Genomic DNA, 21,742 nt, shown 5'->3' with positions numbered 1-21,742 from the left:
ATGCGCGCGACATGGACAAAACGACCCAAACCCTTAATTGATAACAGTTCTCACTAAGCGCCGGATCAGCCCGGCTTGCGGAAGCGATAGACGAACTGGTCCGTGCGGCCGCGAATCTTCTCGTCGAAGACGTTCAGGCTGTGATCGTCGGCGGGATTGGCGACGGCGGTGCTTTCGCCCTCATAGACGAATCCGGCCGCCTCGACCTCGCGCTTCAGATAGTCGCCCTCGATCCGGTGCAGGGTCTGGACCGCCGATATGCCGGTCCCCGGCGCCGCCTGGTGGTCGATCAGGATGTAGCGACCGCCCGGCTTCAGGGCGGCGAAGGCGGCGGCGTTCATCCGGGCGACGTCGGTGTTGAAGCCGGGAATGTGGAAGTCGTGGTATTCCTGGCTCATGAAAATCATGTCCAGCGGTTCGGCGAAGGTCATGGAATCCAGTAGGCCGTTCACCCGCGTCACATTGGAATAGGCGGCGGCCAGGGCGTCCGCGCCCGCATTCTCGCGCGCCATCGTCCGCTCCGGCACGAAGGCATAGACCCGGCCTGTCGGGCCGACCACGTCGGAGAACAGGCGGGTGAAATAGCCGGCGCCGGGCCGGATGTCGGCGACCCTGTCGCCCGGTGCGACCTGGGCGAAGGCCAGGATCTCGGCCGGATGACGCAGCCCGTCACGCGCGACCTCTTCCGCCGGACGCTTCGGATCGGAAACCGCGTCGGCGTAAAGCGATGCGTAGGACGCCGCCGCCGTGGCGCCGCCGCCGGTCACGACCGTCCGAGAGCCGCCATCGGAGTCGATGATGATGCAGCCGGACAGGCCCGCTGCGAAAGCCACGACCGCCGCGCCGGCCGCCAAACGTCTGATCATCGTCGTCTCCCAGGAATTTGTCGCGATAGGCCCGTATTTCGCCGATCCGCGCAAGCGGCGATCACGGCCGAAACGATCCGACGCATCTCGCGATTTGCGCCGTCCGCCCTGCGGCGCTAGTCCCACGCCAGATTTTCCTAGGTCACGCCATGCTTCCGTATCAGCCCGCCCCCTTCCCGCTCGCCCGGCCGCGCCGCCTGCGCGCCAGCCCGTGGGTGCGCCGCCTGGTCGCCGAGACGACCCTCACGCCGGCCGACCTGATCTGGCCCCTGATCGTGCATGAAGGGGCCGAGGACCGCCTTCCCGTCGCCTCCATGCCCGGCGTCTTCCGCCTGTCGCCCAAGGCCGCGGCGGCGGCGGCCGTCGAGGCCCGCGACCTGGGTATTCCGATGATCGCCCTGTTCCCCAATGTCGACGGCGCGATCAAGGACGCGGTGGGCACGGGCGCGACCGACCCCGACGGCCTGATCCCCGAGGCGATCCGTGCCATCAAGGACGCAGCGCCCGAGATCGGCGTCATGACCGACGTGGCGCTGGACTGCTACACCGACCACGGCCACGACGGGGTGATGGAGGGCGACCGGATCGCCAACGACGCCTCGCTGGAGCGGCTGGCCGAACAGGCCTTCATCCACGCCCACGCCGGGGCCGACGTGGTGGCCCCCTCCGACATGATGGACGGCCGCATCCAGGCGGTGCGCGAGGCGCTGGAGGCCAACGGGTTCCAGGACACGCTGATCCTGTCCTATGCGGCCAAGTTCGCCTCGGCCTTCTATGGTCCCTATCGCGACGCCGTCGGCTCCTCGACCCTGCTGCGGGGCGACAAGAAGACCTATCAGATGGACTACGCCAACTCGGACGAGGCTTTGAAGGAGGTCGCGATGGACCTGTCGGAAGGCGCCGATGCGGTGATGGTCAAGCCGGGGATGCCCTATCTGGACATCGTGCGGCGTGTGTCCGAGACCTTCCGCGTGCCGACCTTCGCCTATCAGGTGTCGGGCGAATACGCGATGATGCAGGCCTCCATCGCCAATGGCTGGCTGGACCAGGACCGCGCCATCCTGGAGACCCTGCACGGGTTCAAACGCGCCGGATGCGCGGGCGTCCTGACCTATTTCGCCCCCCAGGCCGCGCGGTTGCTGGGGGCCTGAATGCCCACGGTTTTGCGGATCGGCCCGTATCGTTTCTACTTTTACAGTCATGAGCCGAACGAGCCGCCGCACGTCCACGTGGACCGGGACGACTGCACCGCAAAGTTCTGGTTGGCCGATACCGCAGTCGCGCAGAACATCGGCTTTTCCGCACGCGAGCTTCGCGTGCTACAATCCCACGTCGCGACCCACGCGGCCGCATTGTCGCAGGCTTGGCATGACTTCTTTGGCGCATAGGGATACGGCCGATATTCGCGTGAAGTCGGTGCAGGTCGACGATGAGCGCATCGTCGTCGAACTGATGGACGGTCGCGCGATCGCCGCGCCTGTCGCCTGGTATCCCAAATTGGCGAACGCGACGCCCGAACAGCGCGCCAATTGGCTCGTGGCTGGCGCCGGGCTGGGCATCCATTGGCCGGACATCGACGAAGACCTGAGCACCGAGGGCTTGCTTAGAGGCGCCCCGGCGCCGCGGCGAACAGCCGCCTGAACAAGCAGCGCTGCGTCTGTCAGCGCTGCAGTCGTGCGGTCAGGCTGGAGGTGTCCCAGCGGTTTCCGCCCATGCCCTGGACCTCGGCGTAGAACTGATCGACCAGGGCGGTCAGGGCCAGTTTGGCGCCGTTCGAGCGCGCCTCGTCCAGCACCAGCCCCAGATCCTTGCGCATCCAGTCGACGGCGAAGCCGAAGTCGAACTCGCCCTTGGCCGCCGTCTTCCAGCGATTGTCCATCTGCCAGCTTTGCGCCGCGCCCTTCGACACGGCCTCATAGGCGGCGTCGGTGTCGAGGCCCGCGACCTGGGCGAAATGCACCGCCTCGGCCAGGCCCTGAACCACGCCGGCGATGGCGATCTGGTTGACCATCTTGGTCAGCTGGCCGGACCCCGCCGGCCCCATGTGTTTGATCGCCTTGGAATAGGCGTTCAGCGCGGATTCCGCCCGGGCCAGAGCATCGGCGTCGCCGCCCGCCATGACGCTGAGCTGGCCGTTTTCGGCGCCGGCCTGTCCGCCCGACACGGGGGCGTCGATGAAATGGCGCCCCTGCCCCGTCGCCAGATCGGCCATCTCGCGCGCCAGCTTTGCCGAGGTCGTCGTGTGATCGACTACGACGGCGCCGGCGGCGAGATGCGGCAGGGCCTCGGTCACGACCACGCGCACGTCGTCGTCATTGCCGACGCACAGGATGAACAGTTCGACGCCCTGGGCCGCTTCGGCGACGGTCGCCGCCGCCCGTCCGCCGTTCGCGGCGGCCCAGGCCTCGGCCTTGGCCGTCGTGCGGTTGAAGCCGGTCACGTCGTGGCCTGCCTGGACCAGGTGACGCGCCATCGGGGCGCCCATGACGCCAAGGCCGGCGAAAGCGATCTTCATGTCAGGCTCCCTTGTGGTCCGCGACGGACTATTCCGCGTCGCCTCGCGGTTCAAGGTCAACGCCCGGTTAACCTTGACCAGACCAGAATGGGACACCACTCCTCGGGATGCGCATCCATGTCTGTGAGCGATCGTCCGATCCTCATCAAGAAGGTCAAGAAGGTCTCCGGCGGGGGCCACCATGGCGGCGCGTGGAAGGTGGCCTATGCGGACTTCGTGACCGCCATGATGGCCTTCTTCCTGCTGATGTGGCTGATCAACACGACCGACCCGGAGCAGAAGCGCGGCATCGCCGAATATTTCGCCCCGGCCAGCGTGTCGGAAACCACATCCGGCTCGGGCGGCATCCTGGGCGGCACGGCGCTGGGCGACGACGGCTCCAAGAGTTCCGGCTCGCAGTCGGTGCTGCAGGAACTGGCGCCCGAAGCGCCCGCGACGGATCAGAGCGGCGCCAGCGCCAACCTGTCCTCGGCCAGCGACGCCGCGCTTCAGGCCGAGATGCAGAAGCGCGAGGCGGCCGAGTTCGCCAGCGCCGCCGAATCTCTGCGTCAGGCGATGCAGTCGATGCCGGAACTGGCCGAACTGTCCAAACAGCTGATCGTGGACCAGACGCCCGAGGGACTGCGCATCCAACTGGTCGATCAGGAAGGCCGGTCGATGTTCGACAACAACGCCGCCCGCCCCAACGCCCGCGCCCAGGTGCTGTTGCGCGCGGTGTCCAAGGTCATCAACCAACTGCCCAACCGCATCTCCATAACCGGCCACACCAGCGCGACGGCCGGGTCCAACCGCGCCAGCGCGCCGGCGGACTGGAGCCTGTCTTCAGAACGGGCCAACGCCTCGCGTCTGGTGCTGCAATCGGCCGGGGTCGATCCCGACCGCATCTATTCCGTGGCGGGCAAGGCGGGGTCCGACCCCCTCTATCCCGACGACCCCAGCCTGGCCGGCAACCGGCGGATCGCCATCGTCCTGCTGCGCGAGGCGCCGGTCCTGCCCATGGACACCTCGCTGTGACCGGCCCGGCTGCAACGCCGACGCTTGCAGCCCGCGCGCGAATGACGGCAAATCGCGCCATGACCCCCGTGTCGCAAAATCGGCAAGATCGGATGCGGACCTGAGGCCGTGACCCAGCACGTTCCGACACGACAGCTTCGCTTCTTCATGACCTCGGTGGCGCCCTGCCCCTATCTGCCCGGCAAGACCGAGCGGAAGGTGTTCGCCAACCTGCCCTTTTCCGACGGCGCCCACGTCAATGACGAACTGACCCTGGCCGGGTTTCGGCGCAGCCAGAACATCGCCTATCGTCCGGCGTGCGAGGCCTGCGACGCCTGTGTTTCAGTGCGCCTGCCCGTGCCGGCCTTCGCCTTCAGCCGGTCGCAGCGCAAGGTGCTGGCCCGCAACGCCGACCTGTCGCGCAGCCTGGTGGAGGCCGAGGCCACGACCGAACAGTTCCAGCTCCTGCGCCGCTATCTGACCACCCGCCACCCGACCGGCGGCATGAGCGACATGGGCTGGCTGGACTATGTGGCGATGGTCGAGGACACGGCCGTCCGCACCCATCTGATCGAATACCGCCTGCCCTCGACCGACGGCGGGCCGGGCGATCTGGTCGCCGTGACCCTGACCGACCTGCTGAAGGACGGTCTGTCGATGGTGTACAGCTTCTACGACCCGACGATGGAGCGGCGCAGCCTGGGCCGGTTCGCCATCCTGGATCACATCCGCCAGGCCGCCATCGTGGGCCTGCCCTATGTCTATCTGGGCTATTGGGTCAGGGGCTCGGCCAAGATGGACTACAAGGCCGACTTCCGCCCTATGGAGATGCTGAGCAAGCTGGGCTGGGCGCCGTTGGAGGATAGGTTCGGCCGATAATCGTCATTCCGGGGCAGAACGTAGCGAAGAACCCGAAACCCAGGGCCGCATTTATCCTGTCAGACGCATTCAACGCCGACGCCAGCCTCCTGGGTTCCGGGTTCGTCCTTTGGACGCCCCGGAATGACGCTCCTTATCTGAACTTCCTCAAGCCGCGCGGCCCCTGACGACCGGCGCCAGCGCGTTTGCCCAGCCAGTCCTTCCAGTCGGGCCAGTTGCGGCGACGTCCGCCGCCGTCGGCCCATTCCGGCCCCTGTTCGGCGTTGAACACGGTCACATCGGCCAGACCGCCCTGCTTGAAGTTCTGCAGGCGCACGCCCTTGCCGCGTCCCATTTCGGGCAGTTCGGCCAGGGGGAATATCAGGGTCTTGATGTTCTCGCCGATGGTGGCGATGTGGTCGCCGTTGACCCGCAGCATGGCCAGCATCTCGCCGTTCAGAACCTGTTTGCCGCCGCGTTTCTGGGCCAGCGTGTCGTCTTCCGGCGCGATGAAGCCGTAACCCGCCTTGGACGCGATCAGCAGCTTGCCGCCCGGCTGGTGCGCCAGAACGGCGATGATCTCGGCCTTTTCGTCCAGATCGATCATCAGGCGCAGCGGCTCGCCGTGCCCACGCCCGGACGCCAGCTTGTCGGCCCCGATGGTGAAGATGCGGCCGTCCGAGGCCCCGACCAGCAGCTTGTCGGTCGTATAGGCCGGGACCAGATAGGCCAGCTGGTCGCCTTCCTTGAACTTCAGCTCCGACGGGTCCTCGACCTTGCCCTTGGCGGCGCGAATCCAGCCGCGTTCCGACAGGATGACGGTGATCGCCTCGCGCGGGATGAAGGCCTCGGGCGCGACGAAGGCCGAGGTGTCCACGGCGTCGGCGATGGTGGTCCGCCGCGGCGAGATCAGGGCCTTGCGAACGGCCTCCAGCTCCTTCGAAATCGCCTTCCACTGTTTGCCTTCCGACGAAGTCAGCGCCTTCAGTTGGGCCAGCTCTTCCGAAAGTTCGTTGAACTCCTTCTCGATCGTCATCTCTTCCAGACGCGCCAGTTGGCGCAGCCGGGTGTCGAGGATGAAGTCGGCCTGGACCTCGGTCAGGCCGAACCGTGCGATCAGGACCGCCTTGGGCTGTTCCTCCTCGCGGACGATGCGGATGACCTCGTCTAGGTTCAGGAAGACGATCCGCAGGCCTTCCAACAGGTGTAGCCGTTTCTCGACCCGCGCGATCCGCCATTGCGACCGGCGGTTCAGCACCTCGCGACGGTGATCCAGGAAGGCGCGCAGGCAGTCCTTCAGCCCCATGACGCGCGGCGTGCCGCTGGCGTCCAGCACGTTCATGTTGATCGGGAAGCGGACCTCCAGATCGGACAGTTTGAACAGGCTTTCCATCAGCATTTCAGGCTCGATGGTGCGGTTCTTGGGCTCAAGGATCAGGCGGATGTCTTCCGCCGACTCGTCGCGCACGTCGCCCAGCAGCGGGGCCTTCTTGTGCTCGATCAGATCGGCCAGGGCCTCGATCAGACGCGACTTCTGCACCTGATAGGGCATCTCGGTGACGATGATCCGCCACACGCCGCGCCCCAGATCCTCGGTCTCCCAGCGCGCCCGCAGACGCACCCCGCCCCGGCCCGTCTCATAGGCGTCCAGGATCGAGGCCGCGCCCTCGACCGACACGCCGCCGGTGGGGAAGTCCGGGCCGGGAACCAGTTGCACCAGTTCGGCCGTCGTCGCCTCGGGCTGCTCCAGCAACAGCTGACAGGCGTCGATCAGTTCGCCGACATTGTGAGGCGGGATCGAGGTGGCCATGCCGACCGCGATCCCGGACGAACCATTGGCCAGCAGGTTCGGGAAACCGGCCGGCAGGACGACCGGCTCCTCGTCCTGATCGTCATAGGTCGGGCGGAAATCGACGGCGTCCTGATCGATTCCGTCCAGCAGCAGGACGGCGGCGGGCGTCAGCTTGCACTCGGTATAGCGCATGGCCGCCGCGCTATCGCCGTCGATGTTGCCGAAGTTGCCCTGCCCGTCGACCAGCGGATAGCGCTGGGCGAAATCTTGGGCCAGGCGCACCAGCGCCTCATAGATCGAGGCGTCGCCGTGCGGGTGGTATCCGCCCATGACCTCGCCCACGACCTTGGCGCATTTGCGCGCCGCCGCCTGCGGGTTCAGCCGCATCTGGTGCATGGCGTACAGGATGCGGCGATGCACCGGCTTGAAGCCGTCGCGCACGTCCGGCAGGGCGCGGTTGGTGATGGTCGACAGGGCGTAGGCCAGATAGCGGCGGCTGAGCGCCGTCTCCATCGGCTCGTCGATGATGCGGCCGCCTTCCGGCGGCGGGGCGTGGATCGTCATGGCTCTGCGAATCGGGGATCGGAAGCTGGAAGTCTAGCCCGTCCCGGCGCAGTTTGCGGGGATAAGCGTGTCTCGGCGTAACCGATCGGCTCCGTCGTTCGTATCTGAAGACACAAACGCCACCGGGCCGCGCCATGATCCTGTTCCTGCTGTCCTATCTCGCCGGGGTTCTGACCATCGCCAGCCCCTGCATATTGCCCGTGTTGCCGTTCGTGTTCGCGCGCGTGGATCGGCCGTTCGTTCGCAACGGCCTGCCGCTGCTGGTCGGCATGGCCGTCACCTTCGCGGGCGTCGCCACCCTGGCGGCGCTGGGCGGCGGCTGGGCCGTTCAGGCCAATGCGGCGGGACGCTGGATCGCCCTTGCGGTCATGGCCATTCTCGGTCTCAGCCTGCTGTTTCCGGCCGTTGGGGACCGGCTGATGCGGCCGTTCGTGGCGGCGGGGTCCTGGCTGACCGACAGGGCCGAACGGCACGGCGGGGATCGGGGCGACGTGCGCGCCTCCCTGTTGCTTGGCGTGGCCACCGGCCTGTTGTGGGCGCCGTGCGCGGGGCCGATCCTGGGGGTCATCCTGACCGGCGCCGCCCTGCAGGGCGCGGGCGTCGGCACGACGGTTCTGCTGCTGGCCTATGCGGCGGGGGCGGCCACGTCCCTGGCCCTGGCCCTGCTGGTCGGGGGGCGGGTGTTCAAGGCGATGAAGGGCGCGCTGGGCGTCGGCGAATGGGTGCGGCGGGGCCTGGGCGTGCTGGTCCTGATCGGCGTCGTCGTGATCGGCCTGGGCGCCGACACCGGCCTGTTGACCCGTATTTCCGCCGCCAGCACCAGCCGGATCGAACAGGCCCTGTTGAGCGGCATCGGTCGCGGCGTGCCGACGAACGCGGCCCCGACCGATCTGGCCGACCTGCCCATCGAGGGCGTCATGCCGCCGCTGACCGGCGCCACGACCTGGATCAACACCCCGCCCCTGACGACCGAGCAGTTGCGCGGCAAGGTGGTGGTGGTCGATTTCTGGACCTATTCCTGCATCAACTGCATCCGCTCCATCCCCTACGTCCGGGCCTGGGCCGAGAAGTACAGGGATCAGGGGCTGGTCGTGATCGGCGTCCATACGCCCGAGTTCGCCTTCGAGAAGTCCGAGGCCAATGTGCGCCAGAACATCCAGCGGCTGGGCATCGCCTATCCGGTCGCGATGGACAACGACTTCGCCATCTGGCGCGCGTTCAGGAACCAGTACTGGCCCGCCCACTATTTCATCGACGCCGAGGGCCGGATTCGCCACCACCACTTCGGCGAGGGCGATTACGCCGGGTCCGAGCGGGTCATCCAGCAACTGTTGAAGGAGGCGGGCGCCGCGAACGTGGCGGGAGGCGTCGTCAGGGTTCAGGCCAGCGGCGCCGAGGCCGCCGCCGACATGGGCCAGGTCGCCTCGCCCGAAACCTATGTCGGCTACGCCCGCGCCGAGAACTTCCGCTCGCCCGGCGGTCTGGCCGGCGACAGCCTCAAGACCTATGCGGGCGCGCCGCTGCGGCTGAACGACTGGAGCCTGACGGGCGACTGGCGGGTCACGCGCGAACACGCCGATCTGCAGAAGGCCGGCGGCCGCGTCGCCTTCCGGTTCAAGGCGCGCGACCTGCATCTGGTCATGGGGCCCAGCCAGACGGGCGCCGCGCCGCGCTTCCGCGTCACCCTGGACGGTGCAGCGCCGGGCGCGGACGCCGGGTCGGACATCGACGCGCAGGGGATAGGCCGTATTCAAGGCGAAAGGCTTTATCAGCTGATCCGCCAGACGGGGCCGGTGCGCGAACGCACGTTCGAGATCGAGTTCCTGGACCCCGGCGCCCAGGTCTTCGCCTTCACCTTCGGCTAGAGCCGGCCGGCCTCGGCCAGCTTGTCCAGCATCCAGACGCGGGCGGGCGGCAGGGGCCGGTTTTGGGGGTGGAAGACGAACTGCTCCAGAAAATGGCCAGTCAGGTCGAACCCGGCCCGAACATCGCCCGCGACCAGACCGGCCTGGGCGCCCAGCATGAAGGGCGGCAGGGTCAGCATCTTGTCGGCATAGGGGGCGCCGGCCGCGCGGCTGACCGCCCGTCCTGTGCGCGGACTGACATAGATCAGGTCGTCCGCCGTGCCCGTCGCCGCGCATTTCGACAGGTCCAGACCAAAGCCCAGGTCTTCCAGCAGCCCGGCCTCGAACCGCACGAAGATCGCCGGCCACACGTCCGGCAGGGCGAAGGCCGCCATCAGCGCCTCGAACGCCAGAAAGACGCCGGGATGCGGCTCCCGCTCCGGCAAGGCCCCTTGCGCCACCCCGGCCGCCGCCGCAAGCCCGGTCAGGGCCAGGGCGTCGTCGAACAGGGCGCTGGGCCCCTCGCCCATCGGCTCCAGCCGCGCGGCGCCCAGATGATCCGACGTCCGCGCCCGATAGTCCGCCACGACCCGCGCCCCGGCCTGCAAAAAGGGGCGCATCTTGCGCGACGCCCCGCCCGCCACATAGGCCGAACGCCGCCCGTGGCCTTCGGTCAGCAGATCGACGACCGCGCCCGTGTCGCCATGCGCCCGCGCCGACAGAACAAAGGCCTCTTCGTGGAAATCCATCGCCACGGCTTAGCGCGACGCCGCGAAGTTGGCCATACGTTCCGCCTCAATGGGCGGGTCCCGGCTCGCCCTTGATCGCGGCCACGACCGCATCGGCCTTGTCGTTGGGCACAGCGAAACTGAGGACATATTGTTCGATCTTCCAGCCGTCGTCGGTCAGACGCATGACGCCCGAACCGCGCGTCTCGCCATAGGAGGCGCTGGCCAGCTTTTCCTCGAACCAGGCGATGCAGCGGCAGTCAATCGGGGCGATGGTGATGGTCCGGGATGTCGCGGGGAACGACCAGGCGCTGTCCTTTTTGAACCACGGCTCGGCGAAGGCGCGGAACTGCGCCATCGTCCAGTGTTCGCCGGCGTCCGTGCCGACGAAGCGCGCATCGGGGGCGAACAGGCTGAAATAGGTCGCCTCGTCGGCCGTGGACGACGCCTGATTCAACCGATCCAGAACCGAGGCGACCTGCGCCTCTGCTGTCTGGGCGGCGGTCGCGGATTGCGACAGGGCCAGGGCGGCGATCAGGGCGGTCAGCATGGCGATCTTCCTTCGATGATCGGGAATGGTGAAGCCGAGGCCGCCCTGTCGCAAGCCGCAATCGCGCGCCTAGTCCGCGCTTTCCGGCACGGGATAGGTTTCGGGTTTCAGCACCTTGGCCAGGGCCAGCATATTGCGCGCGGCGTTGCGGCCCACGCGGTCGGCGTAGTCGTGCCCCTGATCCGTCTCGACATAGTCCGGCCCCGGTCCCGGCCCCAGATGCCAGTAGGTCCAGCTTTGTCCCGGCATGGTGAAGCCCATGTCGATCAGGGCCTGGGACACGGTGGCGACGATGTGATGCGCGCCGTCCTCGTTGCCGGTGATGACGATGCCGCCCACCTTGCCGAAGGCGACGGGCCGGCCGCTGTCGTCCGTTTCCTCGAACAGGGCGTCCATCCGCTCCAGCGCGCGCATGCAGACGCTGGACATCTGGCCTACCCAGGTCGGCGTGGCGAAGATCACGATATTGGCCGCCATGATCCTTTCATGCACCGAGGGCCAGTCGTCGCCCTGGCCCTGATCGGTCTTCACGCCGGGTTTGATGTTCAGATCGACCAGGCGGACGATCTCCGTCTCGGCGCCGCCCTTCTTCAGTTCGTCGATGACCACATTGGCCAGGGCTTGGGTGCTGGACGTCTCGGGAGACGGCTTCAGCGTGCAGTTCAGAATCAGGGCTTTCATCGGCGGGTCCTTTCATGGGTCTCCCGCTAACCGATGGCCGCACCCCGCGTTCCCGCCTTGATCGAGATCATGGACGAACGGCCTCGCCTCGACCAAGGTCGAATGGATCACCGCCGTCGGCCCGCCTAGCACCGGGTCGCCCCAGGCCCTCCCCGGCCGCAGACCCAAGTCCTCCATGTCATCGCGTATCCGCAGCCAGGCCCTGAAATCCAAGGTCATGTCTGCCCACGACGCCGCCGCCCTGATCCCCGCCGGCTCCACCGTCGGCATGAGCGGCTTCACCGGCTCGGGCTATCCCAAGGCCGTGCCGCCCCAGCTGGCGCAGCGGATCGAAGACGCCCACGCCGCCGGCGACGCCTTTCGCCTGAACCTGTGGACCGGCGCCTCGACGGGGCCGGAACTGGACGGCGCCCTGGCCAAGGCCGACGGGATCGAACTGCGCCTGCCCTACAACTCCGACCCCATCGCGCGCGACAAGATCAACTCGGGCCAGATGGACTATCTGGACATGCACCTCAGCCAGCTGGCCCCGGCCGTGTGGCAGGGCGTGCTGGGACCGCTGGATACGGCGGTGATCGAGGTGTCGGCCGTCAACGAGGACGGCTCGCTGGTCCCGTCCTCCTCCATCGGCAACAACAAGACCTGGCTGGACCGCGCCGACTGCGTGATCCTGGAGGTCAACCGCTGGCAGAATGCGGCGCTGGAAGGGATGCACGACGTCTATTACGGCACGGCCCTGCCGCCGAACCGCGTGCCCATTCCCCTGACCCGGCCCGACCAGCTGATCGGCCAGCCCAGCCTGCGTTGCGACCCCGACAAGATCGTCGCCATCGTCGAGACCGATGCGCCGGACCGCAACCTGCCCTTCGCCGCGCCCGACGCCACGGCCCGCGCCATCGCCGGACATCTTATCGAATTCCTGAAGCACGAGGTGAAGGTCGGCCGCCTGCCCGCCGGCCTGCTGCCGCTGCAATCGGGCGTCGGCAATGTCGCCAATGCGGTTCTGGCCGGCCTGATGGACAGTCCATTCGAACGGATGGCCGCCTATACCGAGGTCATCCAGGACGGAATGCTGGACCTGCTGGACGCGGGCAAGCTGACTGTCGCCTCGGCGACCGCCTTTTCGCTCAGCCCCGAGGCGGCGGCGGACCTGAACGGCCGGATGGCCCAGTTCCGGGGCAAGATCATCCTGCGCCCGCAGGAAATCTCGAACCACCCGGAGCTGATCCGCCGTCTGGGCTGCATCGCCATGAACGGCCTGATCGAGGCCGACATCTACGGCAACGTCAACTCGACCCAGGTGATGGGGTCGCGCATCCAGAACGGCATCGGCGGATCGGGCGATTTCGCGCGCAACGCCTTCATCTCGTGCTTCGTCACGCCCTCGACGGCCAAGGGCGGCAAGATTTCCGCCATCGTGCCGATGGCCAGCCACGTCGATCACATCACCCAGGACGTGCAGGTTCTGGTCACGGAACAGGGTCTGGCCGATCTGCGCGGCCTGTCGCCGAAGCAGCGCGCCCGGGTCATCATCGCCAACTGCGCCCACCCCGATTATCGCGACGCCCTGGTCGACTACTACACCCGGGCGCTGAAGGGGTCATACGGCCTGCAATCGCCGCATCTGTTGGACGAGGCCCTGTCCTGGCACCAGCGCTTCATCGAAACGGGGTCGATGAAGCCGGCCTAGCGCGCCAGGGTCGTGGGGAAGTCGCGCCCCAGGGCCTCGGCCATTCCCTGTTCGGCGATCAGGAACACCTGGTCGCGCAGATGATAGTTGTTGGACAGGACGATCACGGTCACGTCCTGATCCGGCTGATAGAGCATCAGGTTGCGGAACCCGCCCCAGCTGCCGGTGTGATAGATCTGGCGGTCCTGGAAACTGGGCCGGACCTGATCCCCCAGGCGGTTCGAGAAGACGCCATAGCCCCAGTCGCGGCGCGGATGGCCCCGCTCGTCCGGCGTGTCCGCGGGCGCGTGATCGGCCAGCATCTGCTGATAGCTGGCGGGTTTCAGTAGCGATCCGCGATGCAGCGCCCTTTGCCAGACCAAGAGGTCGTCCAGCGTCGAATAGACGGCCCCCGCCCCCGCCACGATAGAGGTGTTGGCGTTCGGCTGGGCCGCCAGACCGCCGGGGAAGTTGGCGTAACCCATGATGACGCCGTGATCGCCGCCGTCCAGATCGAGCCCCGTCTCCCTCATGCCCAGCGGCCTGAAGAAGGTGTCGCGCATATAGGTCTGGAACGGCTTGCCGCTGGCCTTTTCCACGACGGCGGCGGCCAGATTGAAGGCGGCGTTGTCATATCGGACCTTGGTTCCCGGCGCGAACTGCAGGCCGAACCGCTTCGAATCCTCGGTCAGTTCGTCCAGCGTGGCGGGCGTCGTCCGTCGCATGCCCCAGCCCGGCCGCGCCATCAGGTCGGGAATGCCCGAGGTGTGCGACAACAGATGACCGATGCGGATGTCCCGCCACGCCGCCGGGCAAGGCTGTATCCATTTGCAGACGGGATCGGAGACGTTCAGCTTTCCATCGTCCTGAAGCTTCAGGATCGCCGTGGCGGTGAACTGTTTGGAGATGGAGGCCAGGCGGAACCGCGAGTCCAGCTTTAGCGGCTGATCGCGCTCGTAGTTCGCCTTGCCATAGACCTGGCGGAACAGGACCTTGTCGCCCTTGGCCACCAGGACGGCGCCCATGAACCGGCCGGCCGCCGCCTCGACGTCCAGACGCGCGGCCAGTTGCGGCAGATCCTCGACGACCACGACCGGCGGACGCGGCGGGGCGTCCGACCGTTCGGCGATCAGGTCTGCATCGCTTTTCGGGGCGACGGCCGTGGTGACGCCCGCCCAGACGGCGCCGCCGACGATCAGCGCCCCAAGGACGCCCAGAACGAGCCGGGGATGCCCCCCGGCGGTACGCGGCACTTCAAACACAGGAACTCAGACGTCGAAATCCAGGCCGAACTGGGCATAGAGGGCGCGACTGTCCTGCCATTTCGGATCGACCTTGACGGTCAGGAACAGGTGGACTTGGCGGCCCAGGATTTCGTTCAGCTCCTCGCGCGCCTTCTGACCGATCCATTTCAGGGTCTGGCCGCCCTTGCCCAGCACGATGGGGCGTTGGCTCTCGCGCTCGACATAGATGGTCTGCTCGATGCGGGCCGAACCGTCTGCGCGATCCTCGAAACTGGTCGTCTCGACCGCCGCCGAATAGGGCAGTTCCTCGTGGACGCGCAGATAGACCTTCTCGCGCGTGATCTCGGCGGCCAGAACCCGCACCGGCACGTCGGCAGCCTGATCTTCTGGATACAGCCACGGTCCCTCGGGCATGGACCGGGCCAGACGCTGCTTCAGATCGTCCACCCCGTCGCCATTGGCGGCCGAGATCATATAGACCTCCTCATAGACGCCGCTTTCAAACAGCTTTTGCGACAGGGCCAACAGGGTGTCGCGACGCATGCCGTCAATCTTGTTCAGCGCCAGGATGACCTTGGTTCCGGTCGCCTGAAGATTGGCGATGATGGTCTCGGTGTCCTCGGCCGAGCGGCGGTCGGCGGCCGTGCCGTCCCGCCCCTCGGAATCGATGTGCGACTGGGCGTCGATCAGATGGACCACCACATCGGCGTCCTCGGCCCCGCCCCAGGCCGAGGCGACCATGGCCCGGTCCAGACGGCGGCGCGGGGTGAAGATGCCGGGCGTGTCCACCAGAACGATCTGGGCGTCGCCCTCCATGGCGATGCCCCGCACCGGAAAGCGCGTGGTCTGCACCTTCTGGGTGACGATGGAGACCTTGGACCCGGTCAGCCGGTTGACCAGCGTGGACTTGCCGGCGTTCGGGGCGCCGATGATGGCGGCGAAGCCCGCGCGCTGGTTTTCAATATAGGTCAAATGACGCCTTCACGTTTGAGCAGGGCCGTCGCGGCCGCCTTCTCCGCCTCCTGACGCGAACGCCCTTGCGCGGTCAAGGGCCGCACGTCCTGCACAGAAACTTCGACGGTGAATGTCGGCGCATGATCCGAACCCGTCCGATCCGCCACGCGATAGGTCGGCAGCGGCCGTCCCTGCCCCTGCGCCCACTCCTGCAGGGCCGACTTGGGATTGGTCACGGTGCGCGAGGGCGGCGCCGAAAGCTCTTCGGCCCAGGCTTGCCGGAAGAAGGCCCGCGCCGCATCCAGACCGCCGTCCAGATAGACCGCCGCCAGCAGCGCCTCGACCGCATCGGCGATGACGCCCGCCTTGCGACGCCCGCCGGTCTTGGTCTCGCCGGGCGACAGCCGGAGCGCGGGGCCGACGCCTAGCGCCTCGCCCACGCGCGCGCAGGCGCTCTTGTCGACCAGGGCGTGCAGGCTGGACGACAACTGCCCCTCGTCGGCGGTGGGAAAGTCGCTGGACAGCCGTTCGGCCACCAGCAGCCCCAGCACCCGGTCGCCCAGGAACTCCAGCCGCTCGTTGTCGCGCGGGCCGTGAACGCCGGCCGGCGCCCCCTCGCCCACGCTGGCGTGGGTCAGGGCGCGTTCCAGCAGCGCCTTGTCCTTGAACGGATGACCGATCCGCCGCTCAAGCGCGGCGACGGCCTCAGCCCGCAGATTAGCCATCAGTGCAGGACGTTGAAGAACCGGTCCAGACGCACGTTGAACCAGCTGGCCGGGTTCCACAGCGACGAGCCGGGCTTCCACGAGAACAGGATGATCTGCGCCTTGCCGACCAGATTTTCGGCCGGGACCATGCCCACGCCGCTGGACTGTTCGACGCGGCTGTCGATGGAGTTGTCACGGTTGTCGCCCATCATGAAGTAATGGCCGGCCGGCACCTCATAGACGGGCGTGTCGTCCAGATCGTTTCCGGGGCCGAAGTCCTGGGTCATGAAGCTCTTGCCCTCGGGCAGGGTCTCGCGGACCTCCGTGACCGGACGCGGACCGAAGATGTCCTCGATCTCGGTGCGGCTGACGATCACGTCCTGAACCGGCTTGTCGTTGATATACAGCTTGTTGGCGATCATCTGGATGCGGTCGCCGGGCAGGCCGATCACGCGCTTGATGAAGTCGGTCTTGTTGTCGCGCGGCAGTTTGAACACCACGATGTCGCCGCGCTTGGGCGCCGATCCCATGATCCGGCCGTCGAACAGCGGCGGGCTGAACGGGATCGAGTGTTTCGAGAAGCCGTAGGACCATTTCGACACGACGATATAGTCGCCCTCGTACAGGTTCGGCTCCATCGAGGCGGACGGAATGGTGAAGGGCTGGAACAGGAAGATCCGCAGCACCATGGCGATCAGCAGGGCGAAGACGATGGTCTTGACGATCTCGCCCGTCTCGCCGGCCGCCGACGTCTTGGCGCGTCCACCGGGCGTGTTGGCATAGACCTTCTGGTTCGCCGTCGTCGGTTCCTGAACCGACTTGACCGGGGCGTCGGCTTCCGACGCCGCAAACCGTTGCTCGGGAGTGGCGTCGCGCTCGGCGTCGTCGGGCTTTTGGTCTTCGCTCATGCGATCAGGCATCCTCGCCGCGTCCGCGCGGTCATCGCGCACGCCTATAACCTGATTACGACTGCGGCAAGGCTTCGATCACCACGAAAGCCAGCGCATAGGGGTGTTCGTCGCTCAGCGTGAGGTGGATTTTCGCCGTATGTCCGGGCGGCGTCAGGCGCGCCAGATGCTCGGCCGCATGGCCCGTCAGCTTCAGGGTCGGCTGGCCGGACGGCAGGTTCACCACCCCCATGTCGCGCCAATAGACATCGGCTCGCATTCCGGTGCCCAACGCCTTGGCGCAGGCCTCCTTGGCCGCGAACCGCTTGGCGTAGCTCCAGGCCGGGTCGGGTTTACGGTCCGATCGCGCGCGCTCCAGATCGGTGAAGCAACGCTGCTTGAACCGTTCGCCGAACCGATCCAGCGACATCTGGATGCGGCGGATGTCGGACAGGTCCGCGCCGACCCCGATGATCATGCCGCGTCCATCGCCGCGCGCATCCGGCGGATGGCGGCGTCCAGGCCGATGAAGATCGATTCGCCGATCAGGAAATGGCCGATGTTCAGTTCGCGGACTTCGGGGATGGCCAGCATCTTCGGCGCCGTGTCGTAATCCAGCCCGTGACCGGCATGGACCTCCAGCCCCAGGATGTCGGCCTGGGCGGCGGCGGCGGCCAGGCGTTCGAACTCGACCTCGCGCTCGCCGGGATCGGTCAGATGGCAGTAGCGGCCGGTATGGAACTCCACCACCTGGGCGCCGACGGCGGCGGCGGCCTCGACCTGGGCCTCCGCTGGCTCGATGAACAGCGAGACGCGCACGCCGGCTTGGGCCAGCGCCTTCACGACCGGCGCGATCCGCGCCTCATGACCGGCGACGGCCAGCCCTCCCTCGGTCGTCACCTCCTCGCGCCGTTCGGGCACCAGACAGGCGGCGTGCGGCCGATGCCGCAGGGCGATGGCCAGCATCTCCTCCGTCACCGCCATCTCAAGGTTCAGCGGCTTGCCCGCACGCGCGCACAGGGCGCTCAGCACGTCGATGTCGGCGTCGGTGATATGGCGGCGATCTTCGCGCAGATGGGCGGTGATGCCGTCCGCGCCGGCGGCCAGCGCCGCCTCGGCCGCACGGGCCGGATCGGGATGCGCCCCGCCGCGCGCGTTCCGCACCGTGGCGACGTGGTCGATGTTGACGCCGAGGCGAACCCGTTGGGTCATATCAACTCCCGCTCATCCCGGCGAAAGCCGGGACCCAGTTCTTTCGCATCACCGTGCGTTGGACAACAGCCTGCGACTTACGGTTCCACTCGTCGCCCAAAGCGCTGGGTCCCGGCTTTCGCCGGGATGAGCGGAGGGAAAGGTTCACTTCGCCAACCGCCGACTGCCGGGATCTTCGACCGGAAGCGCCGCCAGTTCCGGCGGCAGGGCGTCGGCCGGATAGGCCGGCACGTCCAGCGAGGCCAGGGCGATCAGCGGCACGCCGACGTCCGCCTTGCCGCCCGACCGATCCACGATACAGGCCGCCGCGATGACCTCGCCGCCCGCCGCCTGGATGGCGGCGATGCATTCGCGCGAGGACAGGCCGGTCGTGACGATGTCCTCGACCATGACGACCTTCTCGCCCGGTTCGACCGAGAAGCCGCGACGCAGCTTGAAGGCGCCGCCCTCGCGCTCGACATACATCGAACGCACCTTCAGGTGTCTGGCCGTCTCATAACCGGGGATGATGCCGCCCACGGCCGGCGAGATGGCCACATCGACCGAGCCGACCGTCGCCACGATCTTCTCGGCCAGCGCCTTGCACAGACGTTCGCAGCGCGCGCCGTCCATGAAGACCAGGTTCTTTTGCAGGAAGACCGGACTGTGCAGGCCCGAGGACAGGACGAAATGGCCTTCGCGCAGGGCGCCGGCGTCGCGGAACTCGTTGAGGACGTCTTGGGTGTTCATGACGGCCTTCTAGACCCGGATCGCGCGCGGATGAACCCTCCGGCTGCGCTTCAGTCGATGTTTTCGTTCGGCCTCAGGCCGCGCGCCAACAGCTCGGCCCAAACGCCCTCGGCGTCTTCGGCGAAGCCGATCAGGTCCAGATCGGACGCCGCGATCATCCCATGTTCGACCAGGGCGTCGAACCCGATCACCGAGGTCCAATAGGCCCTGTCCACCAGGACGACGGGAACCGGCGGCGCCTTGCCCGTCTGGCGCAGGGTCAGGATTTCGAACATCTCATCGAAGGTGCCGAACCCGCCCGGAAACACCACCAGCGCATTGGCCCGCATCGCCAGATGCATCTTCCGCATCGCGAAATAGTGGAACAGGAAAGTCAGTTCGGGCGTCGAATAGGCGTTGGGCTCCTGCTCGTGCGGCAGGGTGATGTTGAAGCCGACGGACGGTGCGCCCGCATCGACGGCCCCGCGATTGGCCGCCTCCATGATGCCCGGCCCGCCGCCGGTGGCGATGACGTTGTCGCGCGGTTCGCCGACCGCCCCCCGGAACGCCCCGCCCCGCTCGGACGCCAGCCGCCCGAAGGCGCGCGCCTGTTCGTACCAGCGATGGCCCTCGCGGATACGCGCGCTGCCGAAGACGACGATGGTGGAACGCACGCCCCAGGCTCTCAGCGCCTCCTCGGCCTTGGCGTATTCCATCAGGAAGCGCACGCCGCGCATGGAATCGCCCAGCAGGAAATCCTGATCCATCGCCGCCATGCGATAGGACGGCGCGGCCATCTGGGCGGCGTTCGGCTTGATCGTCTCGGTCATTCGCCCCGCGCGCGTTCCACGGAATCGACGGACGGATTGGCCCGCAGGGCGGCGATGATCATGGTCGCGTGCTTGGCGTCCTCGACCTCCACATCCACGTCCACGTCGAAGAAGTCCTGCTGGCGGTGCGCCATCGACAGGTTGATGATGTTTCCCCCGGCCTCGCCGATCAGGGTCGTGACCTGACCCAGCACCCCCGGCGCATTGCGGATCGTCGCGCGGATGCGGGCGGCGGCGACCGCGTCCGTCTCGGCCTGGGGCGTCCATTGCAGATCGTGCCAGACCGAGTCGTCGTCGGCGAAGGCGGCCAGGCTCTGACAGTCTATAGTGTGAACCGTCAAACCCGATTCTGGCTCCAGAATCCCCACGATCCGGTCGCCCGGAACCGGGGTGCAACACTGGCCGAAATGGACCGACACGCCCGGCGTCAGACCACCGCCGCGCACGAACAGCCGCGCCTTGTCGCCCTCGATCCGCTGCTTCTCCGGCCCGGCCTTCAGCCGCCCCTTCAACGCGGGGAACAGGATTTCGGCCGTCGCGGTCGGCGACAGACGTCCCCGGCCCAGACCTTCGAACAGATCGTCCTCGCCCGCCGCCGCCAGGGTTTCCAGAACCGGCTTCAGCGACACGTCGGCCAGCGACTTTTCGATTCGGCTCAAGGTCTGGTCCAGGGCGACGCGACCCAGTTTGATGAACTCTTCGCGCTCGGACGTGCGGATGTGACGACGGATGGCGGATCGGGCGCGGCCCGTCACGGTCAGGCTGCGCCAGTCGGCGGGCACCTCGCGTTTCGAGCCGCGAATGATCTCGATCACGTCGCCGTTCTGCAGCGGCGTCCGCATCGGCTTCAGTTCGCCGTTGACCTTGACCCCGACGGCGGTGTCCCCGACCTCGGTGTGGACGGCGTAGGCGAAGTCCAGCGGCATCCCCCCGCGCGGCAGCGTCACCAGCTGTCCCTTCGGCGTGAAGACGAACACCTGGTCCAGATACATTTCCAGCTTGGCGTGTTCGACCCAGTCCTCGCCGCCCTCGCCGTGTTCGATCACCTGCACCAGATGACGCAGGTTCTGCAGCGGATCGCGTCCGCCGCCCTGCTCCATCGCCTCGCGGTCGAAGCCGTAGGACTGGTTCTTGTAGCGCCAGTGGGCGGCCACGCCGTCCTCGGCGACCCGGTCCATGTCCTCGGTGCGGATCTGCATCTCTATCCGCAGGCCGCGCGGTCCGACGACCGTGGTGTGCAACGAGCGATAGTTGTTCGATTTCGGCGTCGAGATGAAGTCCTTGAACCGCTCGGGCACCATCGGCCATTCGCGGTGAATGACGCCCAGCGCGCGATAACAGTCGTCCTCGGCCTCCACGATGACGCGGAAACCATAGATGTCCGACAGGGAGGAGAATCCGACCGACTTCCGCTGAAGTTTGCGCCAGATCGAATAGGGCGTCTTCTGCCGGCCATAGACCTTGGCCTTCAGCCCGCCTTCGGACAGCACCCGCTCCACCTCGCCGGCCACGCCCTCGATGGCGCGGCCATGCTCCAGCTTCAGCGCCTCCAGCCGCCGCTCGATGGCGGTCTTGGCGGTGGGGTTCAGATGGGTGAAGGCCAGTTCTTCCAGCTCGGACGCGATGGAATGAATGCCGATGGAGCGGCCCAGAGGCGCATAGACTTCCAGCGTCTCGCGGCTGATCCGCTCGCGCTTCTCCGGCTTCACATACTGAAGCGTGCGCATATTGTGCAGCCGGTCGGCCAGCTTGACCAACAGCACCCGCACGTCCCGGCTGATCGCCAGGATGAATTTGCGCAGGTTCTCGGCCTGGCGTGTGTGTTCGGCCTGAAGCTCCAGTCGCGACAGCTTGGTCACACCCTCGACCAGGACCGCGACCTCCTCGCCGAACATGGCCGCGATGTCGTCGCGCGTCGCCGTGGTGTCCTCCACCACGTCGTGCAGCAGGGCCGTGACGATGGTGGCGGTGTCGAGCTTGTAATCGGTCAGTATGCCCGCGACCTGGATCGGGTGGGCGAAATAGGGATCGCCCGAGGCCCGCAACTGCGAGCCGTGCATCTTCATCGCATAGACATAGGCGCGGTTCAGCAGCGCTTCGTCGGCCGTGGGATCATACGCCTTGACCGCCTCGATCAGCT

At 67.2% G+C, this 21,742-nt stretch carries 22 protein-coding genes; 7 read left to right on the top strand and 15 right to left on the bottom strand.

Going from position 1 to position 21,742, the window contains the following annotated elements; all coding sequences use genetic code 11:
- Positions 1 to 65: 65 nt before the first annotated feature.
- Positions 66 to 866 carry a class I SAM-dependent methyltransferase gene (locus tag SH203_RS00920; protein WP_087119002.1) on the bottom strand — a complete coding sequence of 267 codons (801 nt, stop codon included), beginning with the start codon at positions 864 to 866 and terminating at the stop codon, positions 66 to 68.
- Between the two features lie 149 nt (positions 867 to 1,015).
- Between SH203_RS00920 and hemB the strand changes: the two genes are divergently transcribed.
- The 3 genes from hemB to SH203_RS00905 are packed head-to-tail and all read left to right on the top strand — an operon-like array spanning position 1,016 to position 2,507.
- Entirely contained in the window at positions 1,016 to 2,017 is a 1,002-nt protein-coding gene (gene hemB / locus SH203_RS00915; RefSeq protein WP_087119001.1) for a porphobilinogen synthase, read from the top strand.
- A complete protein-coding gene (locus SH203_RS00910; RefSeq protein WP_087119000.1) occupies positions 2,018 to 2,254 on the top strand; it encodes a DUF4160 domain-containing protein in 237 nt (78 codons plus the stop codon).
- A complete protein-coding gene (locus SH203_RS00905) occupies positions 2,235 to 2,507 on the top strand; it encodes a DUF2442 domain-containing protein (RefSeq protein WP_087118999.1) in 273 nt (90 codons plus the stop codon). Before SH203_RS00910 ends, SH203_RS00905 begins: the two co-directional genes overlap by 20 nt.
- Positions 2,508 to 2,526: 19 nt before the next feature.
- Here the strand turns inward: SH203_RS00905 and SH203_RS00900 are convergent, their stop codons facing one another.
- The gene (locus SH203_RS00900) at positions 2,527 to 3,381 is read right to left on the bottom strand and encodes an NAD(P)-dependent oxidoreductase (RefSeq protein ID WP_087118998.1); all 855 of its coding nucleotides are present in this window, start codon (positions 3,379 to 3,381) and stop codon (positions 2,527 to 2,529) included.
- Positions 3,382 to 3,498: 117 nt separating this feature from the next.
- Between SH203_RS00900 and SH203_RS00895 the strand changes: the two genes are divergently transcribed.
- On the top strand, positions 3,499 to 4,395 hold the full coding sequence (locus tag SH203_RS00895) for a flagellar motor protein MotB (RefSeq protein ID WP_087118997.1): 897 nt from the start codon (positions 3,499 to 3,501) through the stop codon (positions 4,393 to 4,395).
- A 108-nt stretch (positions 4,396 to 4,503) separates the two neighbouring features.
- Positions 4,504 to 5,253: an arginyltransferase gene (locus SH203_RS00890; protein WP_087118996.1), complete on the top strand. Its 750-nt coding sequence runs from the start codon at positions 4,504 to 4,506 to the stop codon at positions 5,251 to 5,253.
- Positions 5,254 to 5,386: 133 nt separating this feature from the next.
- Here the strand turns inward: SH203_RS00890 and parC are convergent, their stop codons facing one another.
- The gene (gene parC / locus SH203_RS00885) at positions 5,387 to 7,588 is read right to left on the bottom strand and encodes a DNA topoisomerase IV subunit A (protein ID WP_087118995.1); all 2,202 of its coding nucleotides are present in this window, start codon (positions 7,586 to 7,588) and stop codon (positions 5,387 to 5,389) included.
- A 134-nt stretch (positions 7,589 to 7,722) separates the two neighbouring features.
- On the opposite strand from parC, the gene SH203_RS00880 reads away from it, so the two are divergent.
- Entirely contained in the window at positions 7,723 to 9,453 is a 1,731-nt protein-coding gene (locus SH203_RS00880; RefSeq protein ID WP_087118994.1) for a cytochrome c biogenesis protein DipZ, read from the top strand.
- Here the strand turns inward: SH203_RS00880 and recO are convergent.
- The 3 genes from recO to SH203_RS00865 form a co-directional block, all read right to left on the bottom strand.
- Positions 9,450 to 10,181, bottom strand: a complete 732-nt coding sequence (gene recO, locus SH203_RS00875) for a DNA repair protein RecO (RefSeq protein ID WP_087118993.1) — start codon at positions 10,179 to 10,181, stop codon at positions 9,450 to 9,452. The two genes, SH203_RS00880 and recO, sit on opposite strands and share 4 nt — an antisense overlap.
- 46 nt (positions 10,182 to 10,227) lie before the next feature.
- Positions 10,228 to 10,710 (bottom strand): nuclear transport factor 2 family protein, encoded by a 483-nt coding sequence (locus tag SH203_RS00870; RefSeq protein ID WP_087118992.1) that lies wholly within the window; start codon positions 10,708 to 10,710, stop codon positions 10,228 to 10,230.
- A gap of 69 nt (positions 10,711 to 10,779) precedes the next feature.
- Positions 10,780 to 11,391, bottom strand: a complete 612-nt coding sequence (locus SH203_RS00865) for a flavodoxin family protein (protein WP_087118991.1) — start codon at positions 11,389 to 11,391, stop codon at positions 10,780 to 10,782.
- Between the two features lie 175 nt (positions 11,392 to 11,566).
- On the opposite strand from SH203_RS00865, the gene SH203_RS00860 reads away from it, so the two are divergent.
- Entirely contained in the window at positions 11,567 to 13,081 is a 1,515-nt protein-coding gene (locus SH203_RS00860) for an acetyl-CoA hydrolase/transferase family protein (protein WP_087118990.1), read from the top strand.
- Here SH203_RS00860 and SH203_RS00855 read toward each other — a convergent pair.
- From SH203_RS00855 to SH203_RS00815, 9 genes are all read right to left on the bottom strand, one after another.
- Complete coding sequence (locus SH203_RS00855) at positions 13,078 to 14,313, bottom strand: serine hydrolase (RefSeq protein ID WP_234989334.1); 1,236 nt, start codon at positions 14,311 to 14,313, stop codon at positions 13,078 to 13,080. The two genes, SH203_RS00860 and SH203_RS00855, sit on opposite strands and share 4 nt — an antisense overlap.
- A 15-nt stretch (positions 14,314 to 14,328) precedes the next feature.
- Entirely contained in the window at positions 14,329 to 15,276 is a 948-nt protein-coding gene (era, locus tag SH203_RS00850; protein WP_087118988.1) for a GTPase Era, read from the bottom strand.
- Complete coding sequence (gene rnc / locus SH203_RS00845; protein WP_087118987.1) at positions 15,273 to 15,983, bottom strand: ribonuclease III; 711 nt, start codon at positions 15,981 to 15,983, stop codon at positions 15,273 to 15,275. The genes era and rnc overlap by 4 nt, the downstream gene beginning before the upstream one ends.
- On the bottom strand, positions 15,983 to 16,873 hold the full coding sequence (gene lepB / locus SH203_RS00840) for a signal peptidase I (RefSeq protein WP_087118986.1): 891 nt from the start codon (positions 16,871 to 16,873) through the stop codon (positions 15,983 to 15,985). The genes rnc and lepB overlap by 1 nt, the downstream gene beginning before the upstream one ends.
- Positions 16,874 to 16,928: 55 nt before the next feature.
- Positions 16,929 to 17,330, bottom strand: a complete 402-nt coding sequence (gene acpS, locus SH203_RS00835) for a holo-ACP synthase (RefSeq protein WP_087118985.1) — start codon at positions 17,328 to 17,330, stop codon at positions 16,929 to 16,931.
- Positions 17,327 to 18,064 carry a pyridoxine 5'-phosphate synthase gene (locus tag SH203_RS00830; protein WP_087118984.1) on the bottom strand — a complete coding sequence of 246 codons (738 nt, stop codon included), beginning with the start codon at positions 18,062 to 18,064 and terminating at the stop codon, positions 17,327 to 17,329. The genes acpS and SH203_RS00830 overlap by 4 nt, the downstream gene beginning before the upstream one ends.
- Positions 18,065 to 18,208: 144 nt before the next feature.
- On the bottom strand, positions 18,209 to 18,793 hold the full coding sequence (pyrE, locus tag SH203_RS00825) for an orotate phosphoribosyltransferase (protein ID WP_087118983.1): 585 nt from the start codon (positions 18,791 to 18,793) through the stop codon (positions 18,209 to 18,211).
- 50 nt (positions 18,794 to 18,843) lie between these two features.
- Positions 18,844 to 19,602: a TIGR00730 family Rossman fold protein gene (locus SH203_RS00820; RefSeq protein ID WP_087118982.1), complete on the bottom strand. Its 759-nt coding sequence runs from the start codon at positions 19,600 to 19,602 to the stop codon at positions 18,844 to 18,846.
- Positions 19,599 to 21,668, bottom strand: a complete 2,070-nt coding sequence (locus SH203_RS00815) for a bifunctional (p)ppGpp synthetase/guanosine-3',5'-bis(diphosphate) 3'-pyrophosphohydrolase (protein ID WP_087118981.1) — start codon at positions 21,666 to 21,668, stop codon at positions 19,599 to 19,601. The genes SH203_RS00820 and SH203_RS00815 overlap by 4 nt, the downstream gene beginning before the upstream one ends.
- Positions 21,669 to 21,742 lie beyond the last annotated feature (74 nt).

Origin of the sequence: Brevundimonas sp. SH203 (assembly GCF_002157625.1) — a bacterium.
Classification (GTDB): Bacteria; Pseudomonadota; Alphaproteobacteria; order Caulobacterales; family Caulobacteraceae; genus Brevundimonas.
The sequence above is the reverse complement of the archived record's forward strand: the minus strand, read 5'-3'. Positions and strand labels throughout refer to the sequence as shown.

What these genes read in the sequence shown, in the direction of transcription:
- SH203_RS00880 (WP_087118994.1), top strand. Translation starts at nt 7,723, where the DNA reads ATGATCCTGTTCCTGCTGTCCTATCTCGCCGGGGTTCTGACCATCGCC.
- rnc (WP_087118987.1), bottom strand. Translation starts at nt 15,983, where the DNA reads ATGGCTAATCTGCGGGCTGAGGCCGTCGCCGCGCTTGAGCGGCGGATC.
- lepB (WP_087118986.1), bottom strand. Translation starts at nt 16,873, where the DNA reads ATGAGCGAAGACCAAAAGCCCGACGACGCCGAGCGCGACGCCACTCCC.
- SH203_RS00920 (WP_087119002.1), bottom strand. Translation starts at nt 866, where the DNA reads ATGATCAGACGTTTGGCGGCCGGCGCGGCGGTCGTGGCTTTCGCAGCG.
- SH203_RS00815 (WP_087118981.1), bottom strand. Translation starts at nt 21,668, where the DNA reads ATGAAGATGCACGGCTCGCAGTTGCGGGCCTCGGGCGATCCCTATTTC.
- SH203_RS00865 (WP_087118991.1), bottom strand. Translation starts at nt 11,391, where the DNA reads ATGAAAGCCCTGATTCTGAACTGCACGCTGAAGCCGTCTCCCGAGACG.
- acpS (WP_087118985.1), bottom strand. Translation starts at nt 17,330, where the DNA reads ATGATCATCGGGGTCGGCGCGGACCTGTCCGACATCCGCCGCATCCAG.
- SH203_RS00895 (WP_087118997.1), top strand. Translation starts at nt 3,499, where the DNA reads ATGTCTGTGAGCGATCGTCCGATCCTCATCAAGAAGGTCAAGAAGGTC.
- hemB (WP_087119001.1), top strand. Translation starts at nt 1,016, where the DNA reads ATGCTTCCGTATCAGCCCGCCCCCTTCCCGCTCGCCCGGCCGCGCCGC.
- SH203_RS00860 (WP_087118990.1), top strand. Translation starts at nt 11,567, where the DNA reads ATGTCATCGCGTATCCGCAGCCAGGCCCTGAAATCCAAGGTCATGTCT.
- SH203_RS00900 (WP_087118998.1), bottom strand. Translation starts at nt 3,381, where the DNA reads ATGAAGATCGCTTTCGCCGGCCTTGGCGTCATGGGCGCCCCGATGGCG.
- SH203_RS00870 (WP_087118992.1), bottom strand. Translation starts at nt 10,710, where the DNA reads ATGCTGACCGCCCTGATCGCCGCCCTGGCCCTGTCGCAATCCGCGACC.
- SH203_RS00910 (WP_087119000.1), top strand. Translation starts at nt 2,018, where the DNA reads ATGCCCACGGTTTTGCGGATCGGCCCGTATCGTTTCTACTTTTACAGT.
- SH203_RS00820 (WP_087118982.1), bottom strand. Translation starts at nt 19,602, where the DNA reads ATGACCGAGACGATCAAGCCGAACGCCGCCCAGATGGCCGCGCCGTCC.
- SH203_RS00905 (WP_087118999.1), top strand. Translation starts at nt 2,235, where the DNA reads ATGACTTCTTTGGCGCATAGGGATACGGCCGATATTCGCGTGAAGTCG.
- SH203_RS00830 (WP_087118984.1), bottom strand. Translation starts at nt 18,064, where the DNA reads ATGACCCAACGGGTTCGCCTCGGCGTCAACATCGACCACGTCGCCACG.
- pyrE (WP_087118983.1), bottom strand. Translation starts at nt 18,793, where the DNA reads ATGAACACCCAAGACGTCCTCAACGAGTTCCGCGACGCCGGCGCCCTG.
- recO (WP_087118993.1), bottom strand. Translation starts at nt 10,181, where the DNA reads ATGGATTTCCACGAAGAGGCCTTTGTTCTGTCGGCGCGGGCGCATGGC.
- parC (WP_087118995.1), bottom strand. Translation starts at nt 7,588, where the DNA reads ATGACGATCCACGCCCCGCCGCCGGAAGGCGGCCGCATCATCGACGAG.